This is a genomic window from Lentzea terrae, assembly GCF_003265345.1.
Taxonomy (GTDB): Bacteria; Actinomycetota; Actinomycetes; order Mycobacteriales; family Pseudonocardiaceae; genus Lentzea; species Lentzea terrae.
The window spans coordinates 305,982-328,295 of the sequence record NZ_QFWW01000013.1 but is presented as its reverse complement, the minus strand read 5'-3'; the positions used below and the strand labels follow the sequence as shown (position 1 = coordinate 328,295).

The window sequence follows — 22,314 nt, the reverse complement described above, 5'->3', positions numbered from 1 at the left end:
GCCGCGTCTTCCGGCGCTCAGCAGGGCACCTCGCGGCACCGGCCCCGCGCCCCCGTACAACCAGTACGAGGACGCGGGGCCGGCACCACGATGCACCCGTCTGACCGGCGAAATACGGGGCGAAGGCTGACGGTCACAGCACTAGTTCTTCCTCGGTCATCGCGTCGACCTCCAGGTAGATCTCCGCGACCTGGGCCAACCGGCCGGGCATCGACTCGTCGGCCTGCATCCGGGCCGCCATCGAACCCACGGTCAGGGTGGCGAACAGGGTCCGCACCGTCACCTCGGACGTGTCGAGTGCTTCGCGCAGGCGCCCGACGATCATCGTCGCGAGCACGGAGTCACCGCCCAGTGCGAAGAACGCGTCGTCGAGGCCGACCCGGTCGACGCCGAGCACCTCGGCCCAGATCTTCGCGAGCACCTGCTCCAGTGCGGAAACCGGTGCGACGTAGGTGTCCGCTTCGGTCGCCCACAACGCCGAGACGGCCTTGCGGTCGACCTTTCCGTTGGCGGTCAACGGCATCGTGTCCAGCACGACGACCCGCGTCGGGACCATGTGCGGCGGCAGCAGGGTGCGCACGAACTCGCGGACCTCCTCGCCATCCACCTCACCTGCGACGGCGGCGACGAGCTGAGTGCCGGCCACGCCCGCCACTCCTCGGCGGACACCGGGGAACTCGGCCAGCGCGGCCTCGACCTCGCCCAGTTCGATGCGCATGCCGCGCACCTTCACCTGGTGGTCGCGGCGGCCCAGGAACTCCAGCGTGCCGTCCGGCCAGTACCGCGCCAGGTCGCCCGTGCGGTACCAGCGGCGGTCCTCCCACGAGACGAACCGGTCCGCGGTGCGTTCGGGATCGGCGCGGTAGCCGAGGGCCACGCCGTCGCCGCCGATCCACAGCTCGCCGGTGACCCAGTCCGGGCAGTCGCGGCCGCGCACGTCGACCACTCGGCAGGCGACGTTGCGCAACGGCGTGCCGTAGGGGACGGAACGCCACGACGGCGCCACTTCCCGCACCTCGCACACCGTCGAGTGGATCGCCGTCTCGGTGGTGCCGCCGAGGCCCGCGAACCGGCAGGACGGCGACTGCTCGAACGTCCGGCCGGGCAAGTCCGTGCCCACCCAGTCGCCGCCCAGCAGGACTGTGCGCAGGCCGGAGAGCTCACCGGGCCGCGCGGTCACGAGCAGCATGTCGAGCAACGCCGGCACGCAGTTCACCAGCGTCACGCCGCGGGTGGCGGCCAGCTCGACCCACTGACGGGCGTCCTTGCGGTCGTCCTCCTCGACCAGAACGACCGCGCCACCAACGGAAAGCAGGCCGAACACGTCGTAGACCGAGAGGTCGAACTCCAGCGCCGACACGGCGAGGCAGCGGTCGGACGGGCCGATGCCGAAGCGCTCGTTCAGGTCGTCGATGGTGTTCATCGCGGCCCGGTGCGGCACCTCGACGCCCTTCGGCTCACCGGTCGAGCCGGACGTGAAGAGCACGTACGCGATGTTCTCCTCGGGCACGCTGATCGGCGCGGTGAGCGGCTCTGCCGTGGTCTCCCACGACGTCAGCACGTGCTCGACACCCGCGATCCGACGAATCCGCTCGGCCCTGGCAGGAGGCTGGTCGACGCCGATCGGTACGTACCCCGCGCCCGCCGCCAGCACGCCAATCGCGGTGGCGACCTGCTCAGGACCCTTGCGCTGGCTCACCCCGACGAGGTCGCTCGGCTGAACTCCCTGAGACACCAACGATCCCGCGATGCGCAACGCCTTGTCGGCCAGCTCGCCGTAGGTCAGCACGCCGTCGCGGCCCCAGAGCAACGCCGGCGCGTCCGGCGTCTCCCGCGCCCGAGCGAAGAACCCGTCGTGCAGCAACGAACCACTGCGCGGCCCCTCGGTCGCGTTCGCCGCGGCACGGACCTCCAACTGGGAAACAGGCAGCGCGCCACCCGCCGGACGTTCCCACACGTCGTCGCGCTGCCCGAGGTTCGTGACGAGGTCGCGGAACGCCGCGAACATCGCGTCGATCACGCCCTCGGGGAACGCGTGCTCGCGCACGTCCCAGTTGATCAGCAGGCCCTCGTTGACCTCGGTGACCTGCGCGTCCAGCAGCACCTGCGGGCCCTGCGAGACGATCCACACCGCCTCGCCGAAGCAGCGGCGGACACGGGCGTCGAACAGTTCGCCGAGGTTCAGCGCGCTGGTGAACACGATCGGCGCCAGCACCTGCTCGCCGTGGTGGCGCGAGAGGTCGCGCAGCACCTCGACACCCGAGTAGGCCGCGTGCGACGCGTCCTCGTGCATCCGCGCTTGCAACGCCCGCGCGTGCGTCACGAAGGACGCTTCCTCGCTGAGGTCGACCTCCAGCAGCACGGAGCTGGTGAAGTCGCCGACGAGCTTGTCCACGTCCGGGTGGTCGCTCTGCCGGTCGAACATCGGCAGGTTCATCAGGAACCGCGGCTGCGCGCTCCAGGCCGACAGCGTCTCCGCGAACGCGGCCGCCACCACCATCGCCGGCGTGAGGCCGTGCTCGTGCGCACGGGCTGCGAGGCGCTTGCGGTCCTCCGGCGCGAGCCAGTGGTGGCGCCGGGTCACGCGCGAGGCGTCCGCGCGTTCGGACTCGGGCACCAGCGGCAGGTCCGGCGCGGTCGGCAGCTCCGGAATCCGGTGCTGCCACCAGTCCCGCGCGGCCTCCTGCTCGGCCTTGCGGCTCAGCTCGCGCTCGGCGAGGTAGCGCGGGTAGCTGTAGTTGATCGGCGCCGGCACGTGGTCGGGCTCGTCGTAGAACCGCGCCAGGTCGGCGAGCAGCACGCGGTAGCTCAACGCGTCCGCGGCCAGCATGTCGACGTCGACGTGCAGCCGGGCCTTGCCACCGGGCAGGCGGCTCAGCGCCACGTGGAAGACCTCACCGCGCGCCACGTCCAGGCGGGCGTGCGACGAGGCGTCCCGCAGTTCCTCAAGCCGTTGCGCCACTGCATCGTCTGAGAGTGAACGCAGGTCGTGCACGGTCAACGGGTCCTGGCGCCGGTCGGGCAGGATGCGCTGCTTGCCGTTGTCGCCGAACTCCGCGCGCAACATGCCGTGCCGCGCAACGAGCTTGCGCACCGCCGTCGTGAGCCGCACCGGCTCCAGGTCGGGCCCGTCGAACTCGACGTAGAGGTGCGCGGCGACCGAGCCGAGCGTGGCCTCCTCGTCGCGGCCGATCCAGTACGCGTGCTGCATCAACGCGAGCGGGAACGGCGCGCTCTCGTCGACCTCGACCCGCACCTCCGGTTCCGGCGCCACGCCAGCCGCGTCGGCGAGGATCTTGCGCCAGTCCGCGAGCGTCGGGTTCTTGGCCAGCAACGCGAACGGCACCTTCACGCCGCTGCGCCGCCACTTGTTCGCGACCTGCATGAGCTGGATGGAGTCGAGGCCCCACTCGATCAGGCTGTCGCTCTCCGACAGCCCGGCCGCCTCCGGCCCCAACAGGTCGGTGACCTCGCGCAGGAGTTCCCCCGCTGTCGGTTGCTGACTCACCACGTGCCCAGCTCCACTTCGAACTCGTCGATGTCTTCTGCGGAAACGTCCACAAAGGACGTGTCGATCGCCGTCGGTGCGCTGCCGGCCAGCTCCGCGCGGAACTTCCCGACCAGGCCCGGCTCGTCCGGGCCGGTGACCTCCACGCGCAACGTGTCGCCGACGGCCACGGCGTTCACCTCCAACGCCCAGTGCGGTGTCTTCGGCGGTACGCGCAGCACCGGTGCCTCTGGTGCCACGATCCACGGCGCGCCCGAGCCTGCGCGCAGCCGGCCGTGGTAGTTGACGACGATGGTGGGTTCGCGCAGTCCCGCGAACGGCCGGACCAGGCCGTAGCCGAGGCCGTGGTCGGGCAGCGCGTCCAGCTGCTCGGCGATGTCGCGGATCCGGATGCCCGGCCGCAGCCGCACCGGGTGGATCGTCGTGAACCAGCCGACCGTGGCCGACAGGTCGGCACCGATCTGCTCCTCCCGGCCGTGACCCTCGACCGCCACCACGACGTCACCGCTGCGGCCGCGCCACGACTCCAGCGCTCGTGCGAGCGCCGCCAGCAGTAGTTCCCGGACGCCGGTGGAGTCGGGCAACGGCACCGTGAACTCGGTGACCAGCTGCTCGCCGCCCAACGGCAGCACGGGGTCCGCACCGTCGAGCACGTCGCGCCACATGCCGGTCTCGCCGCCGCGCTGCTGTTCGGCCAGCAGCTGCGACCAGCGCCGGAACGACGTGCCGGTGCGGGTGAGCTCGCGGCCCGCCCACGCCTCGGCGAGGTCGTCCATCAGGATCCGCCACGACACACCGTCGATCACGAGGTGGTCGGCGACGATCAGCACGCGGTCGTCGAACCACACGACCTGGATCATCCGGTCTGCGGTGAGGCGCTCGCGGGTCGCCGCCAGTTCGGTGTCCAGGTCGCTGGTGGCTCGGCGGACGACCTCGGCCGCGTCGAACGACTCCTTCGGCACCTCCAGAGTCGTGCCGTCCCAACGGGAACGCAGCACGTCGTGCCGGTCGAGCACGGCCTGCACGGTCCGCACGAGGCCCTCTTCTGTCAGGTCCTCGGGTGCGACCAGCAGCATCGCCTGTGCGAGACCGCCACGGGTCCAGCGCATGATCGGCGTCGGCTCGACCAGGCCCACCGGCTCGTCGGCGATCGCGTGTGCGGGCGCCGCGATCAGCGTGGCCAACGCAGCTGGGGTGCGGTGCTCGAACACCTGCCTCGGCGTGATCACCACGCCTGCCTTGCGGGCCCGGCTGACGAGCTGAACGGACAGGATGCTGTCGCCGCCGAGCGTGAAGAAGCTGTCCTGCGCGCCGACCTCCGGCAGGCCGAGCACCTCGGCGAACAGGCCGCACAGCACGGCTTCCCGTTCGTCGGCGGGCTTGGCGTCCCCGGCGAGCGCGGCGAAGTCCGGTGCGGGCAACGCTTTGCGATCGAGCTTGCCGCTCGGCGTGAGCGGCAGTTCGGGCAACGGCACCAGCGCGGCCGGGACCATGTGGTCGGGCAGCTCGCGGGCCAGTTCCGTGCGGATCGCGTCCGGCGTGGCATCGCCGACGACGTAGCCGACGAGCCGGTCGTCCCGCACCACCACTGCGGCCTGCCGCACGCCGGCGACCTTTCCGATCGCCACCTCGATCTCGCCGAGCTCGACGCGGAAGCCGCGGATCTTGACCTGGTCGTCGGTGCGGCCCAGGTACTCCAGCGCTGCTCCGGTCCACTTCACCAGGTCGCCGGTGCGGTAGAGCCGTTCGCCGTTGCTGAACGGGCTGGCGACGAACCGTGACGCGGTGAGGCCCGGCCGGTTCAGGTAGCCCTCGGCGAGCTGGACACCCGCGAGGTAGAGCTCGCCCGGCACGCCGGGCGGGACCAGGCGCAGGTGCCGGTCGAGCACGTAGACCTGGGTGTTCCAGACGGGCTTGCCGATCGGCACAGTGCCGTCGCCGACACCTTCTGCAGTGTCCCAGTACGTGACGTCAACAGCCGCTTCGGTCGGGCCGTAGAGGTTGTGCACGTGCGGCAGGGCCTGTCCGAGGTCGGACGGCAGTGCCTCGCCACTGCAGATCACGCGCTTGAGAGACTCCGGCCGCGCGCCCGATTCGACGAACGCCCGGAGCATCGACGGTACGAAGTGGACGGTCGAGATGTTTTCGCGGTTGATGAGCTCGGCGAGGTAGACCGGATCCTTGTGGCCGTCGGGCTTGGCGACCACGAGGGTGGCGCCGGTGATGAGCGGCCAGAAGAACTCCCACACCGAGACGTCGAACGACGACGGCGTCTTCTGCAGTACGCGGTCTTCAGCGGTCAGACCGTATTCGTCCTGCATCCACAGCAACCGGTTGACGATCGCCCGGTGCGAGACCACAACGCCCTTGGGCCGGCCAGTGGACCCGGACGTGTAGATCACGTACGCCGCATCACCCGGTGCAGGCGCCACGACCTCAGCAGTCGGGCCATCGAGCAGACCGGGTTCCAGCACCACCACGGGCTGGGCGTCCTCGACCATCATCGCGAGGCGGTCGGCGGGGTAGGACGGGTCGAGCGGCAGGTAAGCAGCACCCGCGCGCTGAATCGCGTAGAGCGCAACGATCAGTTCCAGCGACCGGTCCAGCCGAACACCCACGACCGAGCCGGGACGAACCCCGCGAGCTGCCAGGCGTCCTGCCAGCTCGGCAACACGCACGTCCAGTTCCGCGTAGGTCAGCGACGAACCCTCGAACGTCACCGCGGTGGCATCCGAGGTCCGCGAAACCTGCTGCGCGAACAGCTCCACCAGCGTCGTGTCCGGCACCTCGTGGTCGGTCGTGCGTCCGAGCAACGCGGAACGCTCGCCGGACGTCAGCACGGAAGCGCGCGACAACGGCCGGTCCGGGTTCGCGACGAGCTGGTCGAGCAGGCTCACGAGTCGCGCCACCAGGTCGTCCGCGGTGGACCGGTCGAACCTGTCCTCGCTGTAGACCAGCCAGCCGTCCAGCCCGCTGTCGCCGGAGCGTTCGAACAGGTGGAACGACAGGTCGAGCCGTGCGGTGTAGAAGTCGACGTGCTCCTCGCGCAGCGACGCCGCACCGAACGGGACGGGCCCGCCGGCCGCGCGCTGGAACGCGAGCATCACCTGGAACAGCGGGTGCCTGCCGAACTGCCGCGCCGGGTTGAGCGCCTCCACGATCCGCTCGAACGGCAGATCCTGGTGCGCGTACGCCTCCAGGTCCGTGCGCCGCACCCGGTCCAGCAGCTGCCGGAACGTCGGGTCACCGCTGAGGTCCGTGCGCAGCACCAGGTTGTTCACGAAGAACCCGGCAAGACCGTCGAGCGCCGCGTCCGTTCGGCCGGCCACCGGCACGCCGAGCGGGATGTCGTCGCCCGCGCCGACCAGGCCGAGCAGTGCCGCGACCGTCGCCTGCAGAGCCATGAACACCGTGCCGCCGGACTGCTGCACGAGGTTCGCCAGCGCGCGGTGGGTCTCCGGGTTGATGCGGAACGCGACGGCGTCACCCGCGTAAGTCGCCTCGACCGGACGCGGCCGGTCTGCGGGAAGGCTGATCTCCTCCGGCAGTTCGGCGAGCTGTCGCGTCCAGTAGGTGAGCTGTTCGTCCGCGAGGTTGGCGAGCAGATCTCGTTGCCACAGCGCGTAATCCGCGTACTGCACGGGCAGCGGTGCCCACGTGGGCGTGCGGCCGCGCGACCGTTCGTGGTACGCCGTGGTCAGGTCCGCGACGAGGCGCTCCGCCGACCAGCCGTCGCTCGCGATGTGGTGTGCCAGCAGCGAAAGCACGTGCGCGTTGTCGCCGACCCGGTACAGCGTGGCCTCGAACGGCGGTTCGCGGTCGAGCTCGAACGCCCTTGCCGCAGCCTCACGAGGCGCGCCCTCGCCGAACTTCAACGACGGCAGGACGCCGAGCACTTGCTGGTAAGGCTTGCCCTCGAACTCGGGGTAGATCGTGCGCAGCACCTCGTGCCGCCGCACCACGTCCGCGAGGGCGAGGTTCAGCGCGTCGGTGTCCAGCGGCCCGTCGATGCGCACCGCGAACGGGATGTTGTAGGTCGCGCTCGGCCCTTCCAGCCGGTACAGGAACCACAACCGCTGCTGCGCCGACGACAGCGGGATCCGTCGCGGCCTCGGCATCGGCGTGAGCGCGGGGCGCTTGCGGCCGGTGGAGTCCAGCAGTCCGGCGAGTCCGGCGACCGTCGGGGCCTCGAAGACCTCGCCGATCGCGATCTCCGCGCCCAGGTCGGCACGCACGCGGCCGACGAGCCGGGTGGCGAGCAGGGAGTGCCCGCCGAGCGCGAAGAAGTCGTCGTGTCGGCCGACGCGTTCGACGCCGAGCAGTTCGGCGAAGAGCGCGGCGACGGCCTGCTCCCGTGGCGTGGCCGGTTCTTCGGACAGGGCGGTCAGCTCGGGTTCCGGCAGCGCGCGGCGGTCGAGCTTGCCGCTGGGGGACAACGGGAGCTCGTCGATCTCGACGATCACCGACGGCACGAGGTGCTCTGGCATCCCGGCGGCGAGCTTCTGCCGGATCTCCGACACGTTCGCGCCGTCGCGCAGCACGACGTAACCGACGAGCTGCTGGCGTTCGGTCCGTGCCACCACGCCCGCGCTCACGACCTCGGGCAACGCCGTGAGCGCTGCCTCGATCTCGCCGAGTTCGACGCGGAAACCGCGGATCTTGACCTGGTCGTCGGTGCGGCCCAGGTATTCCAGGGCGTGTCCGGTCCACCTGACCAGGTCGCCAGTGCGGTAGAGGCGTCCTGCGCCGAACGGGTTCGCGATGAACCGCGAGGCCGTGAGACCAGGCCGGTTCAGGTAGCCCTCGGCCAGCTGCACGCCGCCGAGGTACAGCTCGCCCGCGACACCGGGCGCGACCGGCTGGAGGAACCGGTCGAGCACGTAGGTCTGGGTGTTCCAGACCGGCAGGCCGATCGGCACGGTGCCGTTCCCGACACCGGCGGCCGCGGGCCAGTACGTGACGTCGACGGCTGCTTCCGTTGGGCCGTACAGGTTGTGCACGTGCGGCAGGGCGTGGCCGAGATCGGACGGCAGTGCCTCACCGCTGCAGATGACCCGCTTCAACGACTTCGGCCGCGCGCCGGACTCGACGAACGCGCGCAGCATCGACGGTACGAAGTGGACGGTCGTGATGTTCTCGCGGTTGATGAGCTCGGCGAGGTAGACCGGATCCTTGTGGCCGTCCGGCTTGGCGACCACGAGGGTGGCGCCGGTGATGAGCGGCCAGAAGAACTCCCACACCGAGACGTCGAACGACGACGGCGTCTTCTGCAGCACCCGGTCGTCACCGGTGAGCTGGTACTCGTCCTGCATCCACTGCAACCGGTTGACGATCGCCCGGTGCGAGACCACAACGCCCTTTGGGCGGCCGGTGGATCCGGACGTGTAGATCACGTACGCCGCATCACCCGGTGCAGGTTTCACGACGTCGGCAGTGGGACCGTCGAGCAGACCGGGTTCCAGCACCACGACGGGCTGGGCGTCCTCGATCATCATCGCAAGGCGGTCGGCCGGGTAGGACGGATCGAGCGGCAGGTAGGCCGCACCCGCTCGCTGGATCGCGTACAGCGCGACGACCAGGTCGAGCGACCGGTCCAGGTGCACGCCGACGATCGAGCCGGGACGAACACCCTGCGCGGCAAGGCGTCCGGCCAGCGCGGAAACCTCCGCGTCCAGCTCGGCGTAGGTCAGCGAGGAGCCCTCGAAGACAACGGCGGTGGCGTCCGGGGTCCGGGCGACCTGCTGCGCGAACAGCTCCACCAGCGTCGTGTCCGGCACCGCAATCTCGGCGCCGAGCAGCTGCGAACGTTCGTCCGGAGCGAGGAAGTCCAGTGCGCTCAGCCGGGCCGACGGGTCGGCGAGTGCCGTCGTGAGCAGGCTTTCCAGGTGCGCGAGGAACCTGTCGACGGTCGCGTGCGTGAACAGCTCGGTCGAGAACGTGGCCTCGACGCGCATCTGCCCGCCGGTGACGAACGCCTCCAGCGCGAGGTCGAACTGGGTCGTGTCGTTGTGCACGGTCTCCCAGCCGGCCTGCACGCCTGGCAGGTCGAAGCCCTGCAGGCCCTGCACCAAGAACAGCAGCATCACGTCGAACAGCACGGAACGGCCGGGCACGCGCGGCGGCCGCAGACGTTCGACGAGCAGGTCGAACGGCAGGTCCTGGTGCGCGTAGCCCTCGGTGCACACCTTCTGCACGCGCTGCACCAGCTCGGCGAACGTCGGGTCGCCGGTCAGGTCGGCGCGCAGCACCAGCGTGTTGCCGAAGTTGCCGATGAGCTTCTCGACCTCGCCCGCGTCGCGGTTCATCGACGCCGAGCCGATCGGCACGTCGGTCGCGCCGGTGTACCGGCCGAGCAGCGCCGCGTAGGCCGCGAACACCACCATGAACGGCGTGACGCCACGGGTCTGCGCGAACTCGCCGACCAGCTCGGTGACGCGCGGGTCGAACGCCCGGAACAGCCGGTCACCCCGGTCCGAGCGCACCGCCGGCCTGGGCAGGTCCGTGGGCAGCGGCAGGTTCTCCGGCATCGGGTCCAGCGCGCGCCGCCAGTACCCGACCTCGCGATCGAGCTTGGAGCCGAGCGTCTTGCGCTGCCACACCGCGAAGTCCGCGTACTGGATGGGCAACGGGTCGAGCTCGGCCGGACGGCCCGTCGTGTCTTCCCGGTACAACGCCGAGAGATCGCGGGAGAGCGTGTTGAACGTGAAGCCGTCCCATGCGATGTGGTGCACCGTCAGCACGAGCACGTTGTCGTCCACGCCGCGCCGCAGCAGCCGCAGCCGCAACGGGTGCTCGCGCCGCAGGTCGAACACGTGTCCGGACTCCTCGCGGGCGATCCGCGCGACCGCGTCGTCCCGTTCCGCCGCGTCCATCCCGCGCAGGTCGGAGTCCGGCATGGTCACGACGGCGAACTTGTCCACGATCTGGCGCGGTTCGCCGTCGGTGCCCTCGGTGTAGCGGGTGCGCAGGATCTCGTGCCGTTCCACCAGCCGCTGGAACGACCGGTGCAGCGCCGCCGTGTCGAGCGGACCGCGCAGGTCGATCGCGAGGCACACGTTGTAGGCGGGGCTGTTCGGGGCGATCTGCTGCAGGAACCACATGCGCGACTGCGCGTACGACAACGGCAGGTCGTCGTCGTTGTCCCGCTTGGGGATCTGCGCCGTGTTCGCGAGACCGGCCTCGGCCAGCCTGCGGCGCATCAGCTCGCGCTTGCGGGCGGCAAGGTCACTCACCAGGGGTCTCCTTCGCGATCAAGGTCAACGCGGCGAACCACTCACGGGACAGCTCACGGATGCGGTCTTCGGTGAACAACGCGGCCGGCCACTGCCAGTCGGCCTCCAGGACCGACCCGCGCACCAGCACGTTGAGCACCAGGCAGTACGGGGCGGGCGCGGCGTCGTCGGCACCGCCGCCCATCGCGCCCACCTCGGGCGCACCGGTCCACGGCGCGCCGTCGCGTTCGCCGATGGTCAGCCTGCCGAGGTAGTTGAACTCGAGCTGCGGCTCCGGCAGCCCCGCCAGTTCGGTGGCCGTGTCGGGGTTGAGGTAGCGCAGCAGGCCGTGGCCGATGCCCTTGTCCGGCACCGCGAGCTGCTCGTTGACCCGTTGCAGTCCCTTGTGGACGTCTGCGGTGAGGTCGCCGGGATCGACGCGCACCGGGTAGACGCTGGTGAACCAGCCGACGGTGCCGGACAGGTCGGCACCGGGCACGACCTGTTCCTCACGCCCGTGGCCTTCCAACGCCAGCAACAGAGAGGTGTCGGAGGCGTCGCGCCAGCGGGAGACCGCGTGCGCCAGACCGGACAGCAGGACGTCGTCGACGGTGACGCCGTGCCGCGCGGGCACTCGCGTCAGCAGTGCCTCTGCAGTCCTCTCGTCGAGGAACGTGCGGGTGGCGCGCATCGTGGCGCGGGTGTCCACCGCCGGGTCGAGCCTGCGGGCGCCGAGCAACGGATCCGGACCGGCGAGCATTTCGCGCCACAACGGCAGTTCCGGCGTCTTGGCGCGTGCGGCTTCCTGAAGTCCGGTGGCCCACTCGCGGAACGACGTGCCGACCGGTGGCAGCTCCTTGCCGTCCCACAGGTCAGCCAGCTCCGGCACCAGCACGCCCCATGAAGCGCCGTCGACGACGAGGTGGTGCAGCAAGATGAGCAAGCGGCCCTGACGGTCGCCGGCGTCGAACCACACGAACCTGGTCATGTCGCCGGTGGCGGGCCGCAGTTCGGCCAGCTCTTCTTCCACCACCGACGGCAGCAGCTCCGCGATGTCCTGGTACGACAACGCGGTTGCGTCGATCCGGCGCACCGCAGGGGTCACCGTGCCGGGTTCCGGAACGGTGAAGCTGCCGTCGAACCGCGCCCGCAGCACGTCGTGCCGGTCGATCAACGCCCGCACGAGGTCCACCAGCCGCGGCTCGGTCAGCTCGACCGGCGTGCAGAGCAGGCGGGCCTGGCTGAGCCGCTCGTACGGCCCGTTTTCGGTGAGCCAGTGCAGCATCGGGGTCAACGGCACCTCGCCGACGCCGTCCGACGGTTCGGAGTGGACGGCGGAGCGGACGACGGATGCCAGCGCGGCCACGGTTCGCTGCTCGAACACGTCCCGCGGGCTGAACGAGAGCCCGGCACCGCGTGCCTTGCTCACCAGCCGCATCGACACGATGGAGTCGCCGCCCAGTGCGAAGAAGCTGTCGTCGGCGCCCACCGTCGGCAGGCCCAGCACCTCGGCGAAGAGCTCCGCGATCTGCTTCTCCCGCACGGTGGCGGGTGGCCGGGACGTCGTGGCCGTCCAGTCCGGCGCGGGCAGTGCCTTCACGTCGAGCTTGTCGTTGCGGGTCAACGGGAACGAGTCGACGCGCACGATCGCGGCCGGCACCATGTGCTCGGGCAGCGCCGCGGCGACGTGCTCGCGCAGGCCTTCGGTGTCGCTGGCCACGACGTACGCCACGAGTCGCTTGACGCCCGGCACGTCCTCGCGCGCGATGACCACGGCCCGCCGGACCCGTTCGTCGCGCAGCAGCACAGCCTCGATCTCGCCGGGCTCGATGCGGAACCCGCGGATCTTCACCTGGTCGTCGACGCGGCCGAGCAGTTCGATCAGGCCCTCGCCGTTCCACCGCGCCACGTCACCGGTGCGGTACATGCGGGTTCCGGCGGCACCGAACGGGTCGGCGACGAACCGCTCGGCGGTCGTACCGGGACGCTTGAGGTAGCCGCGGGCCAGGCCGGCGCCGGAGATGTACAGCTCGCCCTCGACTCCCGGCGGGCACGGCCGCAGATCGCGGTCGAGCACGTAGGCGTGCGCGTTGCCGACCGGCGAGCCGATGCACGGGTTCTCGGTGCGGTCGAAGTCGCACGCCGCCGAGTCGACGGTGCATTCCGTTGGACCGTAGAGGTTGTAGATCGCGAGGTCCGGTTCGGCACGGAGCGTTCGCCACAACGGCAACGGCACCGCTTCGCCGCCGACGCCGAGCACCTTCAGCGCACCGCGCCAGCCCGGTTCGGACGCGACCTGCGCGAGCAGCGACGGCGACAGCTCGACGAACTCGATCTCGTGGTCCGCCAGGAACTTCCGCAGCAGGTCGGCGTCACGCCGGGTGTCGGCGGGCACCAGGTGCAGCTCGTGCCCGGCGAACATCCACAGCATCGGCTGCCAGGAGGCGTCGAACGCCATCGGCCACGCGTGCGCGACCCGCAGCGGGCGGCCGACGCGGTGCTGGGCGGGGTCGAACAGGTCGGTGCGGTGGCTCACCAGCAGGTTGGCGATCGCCCGGTGCGGCACGACGACCGCCTTGGGCGTGCCGGTGGACCCGGACGTGTAGATCACGTACGCGGGGTGTTCCGGCTTGGCCCGGGGCTCGAAGTCCTCGCCGGGCACGCCGGTGACGTCGGGCAGGCTGGTCAGCACGATCGCCGGGTCGGCGTCGCGCAGCATGAAGTCGGTGCGCTCGGCCGGCCATTCGGGGTCGAGCGGCAGGTACGCCGCGCCCGCCTTGAACGCCGCCGCGAGCGCCACCAGCACGTCCGGGCCGGGCGGCAGCAACAGCGCGACGATCTTCTCCGGTCCGGCGCCTGCCTCGATCAGCTTGCGGGCGACCCGGTTCGCGAGCTCGTTCCACTGGCGGAACGTCAGCCTGCGCTCGCCGGCGACGATCGCGGTCGCGTCCGGCGTGCGGCGGGCCTGGTCTTCGAGCACTTGCGCGAGAGTGGCTCCGGTTTCGAGCACCTTGCCGGTGCCCCACTCGCGGAGCTTGATGATCTCGTTGTCGCTCAACAACTCGACGTGCCGCACGTCGGTGTGCGGGGCGTGTGCGAACACCTCGGCGGCGCGCTGGAACCGGTCGGCGAGCGTGTCCGCCCACTTGTCGTCGAAGACACCCGGCCGGTACTCGAAGACGACGGTGAGCCGTTCCTCCGCGCCGACTGCCAGGGTGAGCGGGTAGTGCGTGGAGTCGTCGACCTCGACCTGGCTGATAGTGAGGCCTGCGGCGCGTTCCCGTTCGGCGACGGCGTCGGTGTCGACCGGGTAGCTCTCGAACACCACGAGCGTGTCGAAGAGGTCGCCCTGCCCGACGGCCCGTTGCACCTCGGTCAGGCCGATGTGCTGGTGCTCCATCAACGCGCCCTGCTCGTGCTGCACGGCTTTCAGCACGTCGAGGACGGTGCCGCTGGTGCGCACGCGCACCGGCACGGTGTTGATGAACAGGCCGATCATGCTGTCGACGCCGGGCAGGTCGGCCGGGCGACCGGACACCGTCGCGCCGAACACGACGTCCTTGCGGTTGGTCGCCTGCGCGAGCAGCAGTCCCCACAAGCCCTGGACGACGGTGTTGACGGTGAGGCTGTGCTCGCGGGCCCTGGTGTAGATGTGCGAGGTCAGTTCCTCGGACAGCTCCAGCCGCACCTTGCCGGGCCGGACCGGGACCTTCGGCGCGGTCGGTGCGAGCAGCGTCGGGCCCTCGACGTCGCCGATCGCGTCGAGCCACGCGGTGACGGAGGCGTCTTCGTCTTGTCCGGCGAGCCACGCCAGGTAGTCGCGGTACGGCCGTGGCGCGGGCGGCGTGACGCCCTGGTACAGCGCCAGCAGTTCGCGCACCAGCAGCGGCAACGACCAGCCGTCGAGCAGCACGTGGTGGTTGCTGATCACCAGGCGGAAGTCCCGCTCGGCCAGCTTGACGAGCGTCATCCGCAGCAAGGGCGGTTCGTCGAGCGTGAACCTGGTGGTGCGGTCGGTTTTCAGGAACGCTTCGAACTCCGCAGCGGTGAATTCGTGCTGCGCCCACGGCAGTTCGACGTCGCGCAGGACGACCTGGACGGGCTCGTCCACGTCCTCGTGCACGAGCGCCACCCGCAGGTTGGCGTGCCGGTCGAGCAACGCCTGCGCCGCTTCGTGCAACCGGTCGGCGTCGACGTCACCGCTGAGGCCGAGCACGAACTGCGCGGTGTAGACGTCCTCCGCCGACTCGTCGTACAGCGCGTGGAACAACATGCCCTGCTGCAACGGCGACAGCGGCAGCACGTCCTCGATCGGGTCGCTCACTTCTTCCGCCATTTCGCTGCGATCTTGTCCAGCTGCTTCTGCTGCAACGACACCAACGGCACGTCCGACGGCGTCAGTGCGGACACGTGGCCCCCACGCGCCTCCGCGACGAGCGCCTCCAGCGCCGTCCGCCACTTCTGGGCGATCTCGTCCACTTCGGACTTGTCCGCGGTCCACGACCAGGTGGCCTTCAGGACCGGACCGTCCGCCCGGTCCTCGGTGACGATGGTGATTTCGAGCGGCCGGTGTTGGGTGCCGGGCTTCGGCAACTGTTCTTCTGCCGGCACCCAGAAGCCCTCAGCCAGGTCGAACCGGCCGAGGTAGTTGAAGCCGATCGCGGGGTCGGTTTCGCCGTGCAGGAGCCCGTACCCGATGCCGTTGTTCGGCACCGCGCGCAGCTTTTCCTTGACCTGCTTGAGGGTGTCGCCGGGGGTGGCCGCCGGTGCCAGCGCGACCGGGTAGACCGTGGTGAACCAGCCGACCGTGCGGGAGAGGTCGGCGCCGGGCACGAGGTGTTCCTCGCGGCCGTGGCCTTCCAGCGCGACGGGTTCGGGCTTGCCCAGCGCGGTCGCGAGTGCGGCCAGCAGGACGTCCTGCAGACCTGCGCGGAACGCACCCGGCACCTCGCGGAGCAGTGCGCTCGCCAGGTCGCCGTTGATCTCGTCGGTGCGCGAGCCTGCGATCTGGGCAGGACGCACGGGTTCGGTGGTGGGGAAGGCCTGGCTTTGCCACCACTGCGCCTCGGTGGCCGGGGGAGTGGGCAGGTTCTTGGCCCACCAGCGGAACGACGTCGGCACCGGGTCGAGCTTGACCGGGTTGTTCTCGATCCTGGCGGTGAAGGCCTGTTCCAGGTCGCCTGCCAGGACTCGCCACGACACGCTGTCCACGGCCAGGTGGTGGATGACGAGCAGCAGCCGGCCCGGGGTCGACGGCCCGAGGTCGAACCACACTGCGCGGACGAGGGCGCCGGTCGCCGGGTCGAGCTCGGCCGAGACGCGGTCGAACTCGCGGTGGACCAACGGTTCTAGGGCGCCCTCTACGCGGATGTGCGTGAACACGCCGTCCGGCACGTTCGCCGGCACCGTGAGCACCCCGTCCGCGAACCGCGCCCGCAGCATGTCGTGGTGCTCCAACAACGCGCTCACAGCCTCGGCGAACGGATGCGGACCGTCGGCCGGAGGAACCCGCAGCAGCGCGGACTGAGCCATCGTCGAGTCGCCAGACGCCGCCCACCACCGGATGATCGGCGTCAGCGGCACCTCACCCACACCGCGCGCGCGTTCCTCGTCCTGCGGGGCAGGCGGTTCGCCGACCACACGGGCCAGCGCGGCGGCGTTCTGGAACTCGAAGACCTGGCGCGGCGAGATCCGCAGGCCGGCCGCCCGTGCCCTGCCCACGAACTGGATGGACAGGATGCTGTCGCCGCCGAGCGAGAAGAAGTTGTCGTCCGGGCTGACCCGTTCGACCTTCAGCACCTCGGCCATGATCCCGCACAGCAGCTTCTCCGCCGCAGTCGAAGCGTCCCGGCCGGTGCTCTGCTCGGCGGGAGGTTCCGGCAGCGCCTTGCGGTTCACCTTGCCGGACGGCATGAGTGGGAACTCGTCGAGGAACATGAAGCGCGCGGGCACCATGTGGTCCGGCAGGCGGGTCCGCAGCCAGTCGGCCAGACCGTCCACTTCGGAGCCGACGTAGTAGCCCACGAGTCGCTTGTCGCGCAGCAGCACCACGGCACGGCGGACGGAGGAGTGCTGTTCGAGGACGGCCTCGATCTCCTCCAGCTCGACCCGCATGCCGCGGATCTTGATCTGGTTGTCCGCGCGGCCGAGGAACTCCAGCGTGCCGTCCGGGCACCAGCGCGCCAGGTCACCGGTGCGGTACAGGCGCGATCCGGGCGGTCCGAACGGGTCGGCGACGAACGCCGCGGCGGTGCGGCGCGGGTCGTTGATGTAGCCGCGGCCCAGGTAGACGCCACCGGCGTACAGCTCGCCGGGCACGCCGACGGGTACGCGGCGCAGGTTTGCATCGAGCACGTGCAGCTGGGTGTTGCCGTTCGGGCGGCCGATCGAGACGGCACCGCGCATGGCGCTCGGCTCGCGGTACACGACGTGGCTGACGCCGATCGTCGCCTCGGCCGGGCCGTAGCCGTGGTACATCACGGCGTCGCTGACCGTGCGGAACCGGGCGAACAGCTCCGGCGTGAGCACCTCGCCGCCGCACCAGACGTGCTTGAGCGAACGGCCGCGCTGGGCGAAGTCCGGCAGGCCCACCAACAGGTCGAGGATCGACGACGGCAGGTAGGTGTATGTGACGCGGTGGCGCTCGATGATCCCGAGCATGTAGTCGATGTCGCGTTCGCCGCCGGGCTCGGCGATGACGAGCTTGGCGCCGGTGGTGAGCGGCAGGAAAACCTCGTTGATCGAGATGTCGAACCCGAGCGGTGCCTTGAACAACCCGCCGTCGCCCGGGCCGAAGCCGAGCAGTTCGCGTTGCCACAGCAGCCGGTGCGTGATGGCCCGGTGCCTGATCATGGCGCCCTTGGGCGTGCCGGTCGAGCCCGACGTGTAGATCACGTACGCGAGGCTCTCCGGCTCGATCCGCACGTCGAGGTTCACCGGATCCGCAGCGTCGAGATCGACGTGCAGCACCGGTATGTCCAGCTCGCGCACCGGCTGGTCGTGCGACGGACCGCTCAGCACCGCGGTGAACCGGGAGCTGGCCGCGACCTCGGCGATGCGCTGCGCCGGCCACGACGGCTCCAGCGGCACGAACGCGCCACCGGCCTTCTCGACGGCGAGCAGGCCGACGACGAGCTCCAGCGAGCGCTCCCAGTGCATGCCGACCGTGCGCTCCGGCCCGACGCCCGCTTCCTGGAGCCGGCGGGCGAGGTGGTTGGCCCTGGCGTTGAGCTCGGCGTAGGTCAGCGACTGCTCGTGGAACTCGACCGCGACGGCCTGCGGCGTGCGGACCACCTGCTCCTCGACCAGTGCGGTGAGGGTGGTCGCCCGGCGCTCCTCGGCGGTGGCGTTGAACCTGTCGAGCATCGCGCGTTCGGCGTCGTCGAGCAGGTCGACGGTGCTGATCCGCTGCTCCGGCTTGGTGACCAGCGTCGTCAGCACGCGGAGGAGCCGGTGTGCCAGCAAGTCCACAGTGGACTCGTCGAACCGGTCGGCCGAATAGGTGAGCTGGCAGTCGTAGTCGCCGAAGTGGAACGCGAGGTCGAACTTCGCGCCGGTGACCTCGGTGGCGATCGGTGCGACGGCGAGGCCGGCCAGCGCGAGGTCGGTCGCTCCGTCGTCCCGGCGCGAGACCATGACCTGGAAGAGCGGGTGCCTGCCCGGCGAGCGCGGCGGGCTGACCGCGTCGACGACCTGCTCGAACGGCAGGTTCTGGTGTGAGAACGCGTCGAGGTCGGCGTCGCGCACCCGTGCCAGCAGGTCGCGGAACGCCGGGTTGCCGGACACGTCGGTGCGCAGCACGAGCGTGTTGACGAAGTACCCGACGAGGTCGTCCAGCGCGGCGTCGGTGCGGCCGGCGACCGGCGTGCCCAGCGGGACGTCCTCGCCCGCACCCAGTGCGGACAGCAGGACGGCGGTGGCTGCCTGGCCGATCATCAACTCGGTGACGCCGAGCTTGCGGCCCAGCGCGCGGATCCGGTCACCGAGGCCCCGGGGGAACTCGACGGTGACGCTGCCGGCCTTGCGCGTCGCCTCGCGCGGGCGCGGGCGATCGGCCGGGAGTGCGATCTCCTCGGGCAGGCCTTCCAGCTTCTTCGTCCAGTACGCGCGCTCGTCGCCGGTGGCGAGATCTTGCTGCCACAGCGCGAAGTCCGCGTACTGGACCGGGAGCGGCGCCCACTGCGGGGCTTCGCCTGTGCGTCGAGCCGCGTAGGCGGTGGCGAGGTCGCGGAACAGCGGCCGGGCCGACCACTCGTCGGCCGCGGAGTGGTGCACGACCAGGGCGAGGACGTGTTCCTCCGGGCCGACGGTCAGGAGTTCGGCGCGGAACGGGATCTCGGCGTCGAGCAGGAACGGCCGGTTCGTCGCTGCGGCAACGAACTCCGCCTCGTCTCCTGAGCGCCGAACCGCCTGGACGACAGCCGCGTTCTGCACGTGCTGGCCTTCGTCGGACAGCAGCGTCCGCAGCGACTCGTGCCGGGCCACCACGTCGGTGAGCGCGGCGTCGAGGGCGTCGGCGTCGAGCGGTCCCGTCAGCCGGGCCGCGAACGCGACGTTGTACGTGGCATCCGGCCCCTCGAGCTGGTGCAGGAACCACAGACTCCGCTGCGCCGCGGACATCGGCACGACCTGAGGCCGTTCGGCCGCCACCAGCTCCGGGCGGCTGGTGCCGCCGTCCAGCAGCTGCGAAAGCCGTGCGACGGTCGGTGCGTCGAACACCGCGCGGATCCGCAGGTCGGCCTTCAGCGTGCGGCGGATCCGGCTCACCAGCCTGGTGGCGAGCAGGGAATGCCCGCCCAACGCGAAGAAGTCGTCGTCGCGGCCGACCCGCTCGACGCCGAGCACGTCGGCGAACAGCCCCGCCAGCACCTGTTCCCGCGGATCACGGGCCACCTCACCGGCGGACTCCGCGATCTCCGGCGCCGGCAGCGCCGCGCGGTTCAGCTTGCCGTTCGGAGTCGTCGGCAGCTCATCCAGCACGACGATCGCCGACGGAACCAGCTGCTCCGGCAGCCGCTCCCGCAGCGCGCGCCGGGCTGCGGCCGGGTCGAGTCCGGCGCCGGTCAGGTAACCGACGAGCTGCTGGCGTTCGGTGAACACCCGAGCTGCCGCCGCCCGCACTCCCGGCAACGCCGTCAGGGCGGCCTCGACCTCACCGAGCTCGACGCGGAAGCCGCGGACCTTCACCTGGTCGTCCGAGCGCCCGAGGTACTCCAGGGCCGTGCCGTTCCAGCGCACGACGTCACCGGTGCGGTAAAGCCGTTGTCCCGCACCGAACGGACTGGCGACGAACCGAGACGCGGTGAGGCCGGGCCGGTGGAGGTAGCCGTCGGCCAGCTGGACGCCGCCGACGTACAGCTCGCCCGGCACACCGGGCGGCACCGGCCGCAGCTGCTGGTCGAGCACGTAGACCCGGGTGTTCCAGACCGGCCGGCCGATCGGCGCCGCGGCCGTCCCGGTGCCTTCGCTCGCGTCCCAGCGAGTCACCTGCACGGTGGTCTCGGTGGGGCCGTACACGTTGTGCACGTGCGGCACGGCGCGGGCCAGGTCGGACGGCAGCGCTTCACCGCCGCAGATGATCCGGCGCAAAGATGCCGGCGGTGCTGTGGAATCCAGGAAGGCCCGCAACGCGGAGGGCACGAACTGCGCCGTCGTGACCTGTTCCCGCTCGATCATTTCCGCGAGGTAAGAGGGATCCTTGTGCCCCTGCGGTTTCGCGACGACGAGCGTGGCGCCGCTGACGAGTGGCAGGAACAGCTCCCACACCGACGCGTCGAAGCTCGACGGGGTCTTCTGCAGCACCCGGTCGTCGGCGGTGATCCCGTACTCGTCGCGCATCCACAGCAGCTGGTTCACGATCGCCCGGTGCGACACCACCGCACCCTTGGGACGGCCGGTGGAGCCGGACGTGTAGATCACGTATGCCGCGTCACCCGGCGCAGGTGCCACGACGTCGGCGGCCGGGCCGTCGAGCAGGCCGGGTTCGAGCACCACGGCGGGCCGGGCGTCCTCGATCATCATCGTGAGGCGGTCGGCCGGGTAGGACGGGTCGAGCGGCAGGTACGCCGCACCCGCCCGCTGCACGCCCAGCAGCGCGACGATCAGGTCCAGCGAGCGGTCCAGCCGCACACCGACGATCGAACCGGGACGAATCCCTTGTGCGGCAAGGCGTCCGGCCAGTGCGGAGACCTCGGCGTCCAGTTCGGCGTAGGTCAGCGAGGAGCCCTCGAAGACGACGGCAGTGGCATCCGGGGTGCGGGAGACCTGCTGCGCGAACAACTCCACCAGCGTCGTGTCCGGCACGGGGTGCGCGGTCGAGTTCGGGACCGTGATCGTGGCGTCGAACTCGGTGGGGGAGAGCGGTTCCAGGCGCGCGACGAGCAGGTCCGGCGTGGCGGCGAACCGTTCCAGCACGTCGACCAGTCGCGCGGCGACGCGGTCGACGGCGGTGAAGCGGACCGGGTCGTGAGCGAGGCGCAACGACAGCGACTCGCCGGGAACGACCAGCAGGGCCAGCGGGTAGTGGGCGGCGTCCCGCGACTCGATCGCGGTGACCAGCGAGTCCTCGAAGTCGGTGCCGGGGTAGCTCTCGAAGACGACGAGCGTGTCGAACAGCGTCGACTGGCCGGCAGCCTGCTGGATGTCGGCGAGGCCGAGGTGCTGGTGGTCGAGCAATGCCGTCTGTTCGGTCTGCACGCGCTCAGCCAGCTGGGCAAGCGTTTCGCCACCGGAAAGCCGGATGCGGGCCGGCACGGTGTTGATCAGCATGCCGACGATCGACTCGACGCCCGCCACGTCGGGGTGGCGGCCGGAGACGGTGGCACCGAAGACGACGTCTTCGCGGCCGGTCTGCTCGCCGAGCACGAGCGCCCAGGCGGCCTGCACGACGGAGTTCACGGTGAGGCCGCGCTCACGGGCGGTGCGGGTGAGCGCGGCCGTCGTCGAAGCGGGCAGAACGGCGTCGGCGACGGAAGGTAAGCCGGAGGGTGCCGCGTCGGAGGCGACGAGCGTGGGGCCGTCCAGTCCGGCGAGGGCGTCGGCCCAGGCGCGTGCGGCGGCTTGAGTGTCCTGTTTGGACAGCCAGCTCAGGTAGTCGCGGAACGGCCGCACGGGCGGCAACGCGTCGCCGGAGTGCAGCGTCAGCAACTCGCGCACGAGCACAGGGGCGGACCAGCCGTCCCACAGCAGGTGGTGCGCCGAGATGATCAGCACGGGGCCGTTTCCGGTGCGTGCCAGGGTGAAGCGGACCAGCGGTGGCCGGCCGAGGTCGAACGGCGCCGTGCGGTCCGATTCCACCAAGCGGCGCAACGCTTCGGCGTCCGCGCAGTCGACCTCGCGCCACGGCAGGTCCACCGAGCGGAAGACGACCTGCACGAACTGGCCGGAGGACTGCGTGCGGAACGACGCGCGCAGCGTCGTGTGCCGCCGCATCAGCTGTTCGGCGGCGTCGCGCAGCCGGACGGCGTCCACGTCGGCGGACAGGTGGAGCACGGTTTGCACGGTGTAGACGTCGACGCCCTCGCCGAGCAGGGCGTGGAACACCATGCCCTGCTGGAGGGGCGTCAGCGGAAGGACGTCCTCGACGTTCGACGACAC

The 22,314-nt window shown here is 70.8% G+C and carries 4 protein-coding genes; all 4 read right to left on the bottom strand.

Annotated features, from left to right (window positions below; all coding sequences use genetic code 11):
* Positions 1-133 precede the first annotated feature (133 nt).
* The 4 genes from DI276_RS20195 to DI276_RS20180 are packed head-to-tail and all read right to left on the bottom strand — an operon-like array spanning position 134 to position 22,314.
* On the bottom strand, positions 134-3,511 hold the full coding sequence (locus DI276_RS20195) for a non-ribosomal peptide synthetase (protein ID WP_112265614.1): 3,378 nt from the start codon (positions 3,509-3,511) through the stop codon (positions 134-136).
* Complete coding sequence (locus tag DI276_RS20190; protein ID WP_112265612.1) at positions 3,505-10,740, bottom strand: non-ribosomal peptide synthetase; 7,236 nt, start codon at positions 10,738-10,740, stop codon at positions 3,505-3,507. The genes DI276_RS20195 and DI276_RS20190 overlap by 7 nt, the downstream gene beginning before the upstream one ends.
* Complete coding sequence (locus DI276_RS20185; RefSeq protein ID WP_112265610.1) at positions 10,733-15,055, bottom strand: non-ribosomal peptide synthetase; 4,323 nt, start codon at positions 15,053-15,055, stop codon at positions 10,733-10,735. Before DI276_RS20185 ends, DI276_RS20190 begins: the two co-directional genes overlap by 8 nt.
* Positions 15,040-22,314, bottom strand: a complete 7,275-nt coding sequence (locus DI276_RS20180; protein WP_112265608.1) for a non-ribosomal peptide synthetase — start codon at positions 22,312-22,314, stop codon at positions 15,040-15,042. The genes DI276_RS20185 and DI276_RS20180 overlap by 16 nt, the downstream gene beginning before the upstream one ends.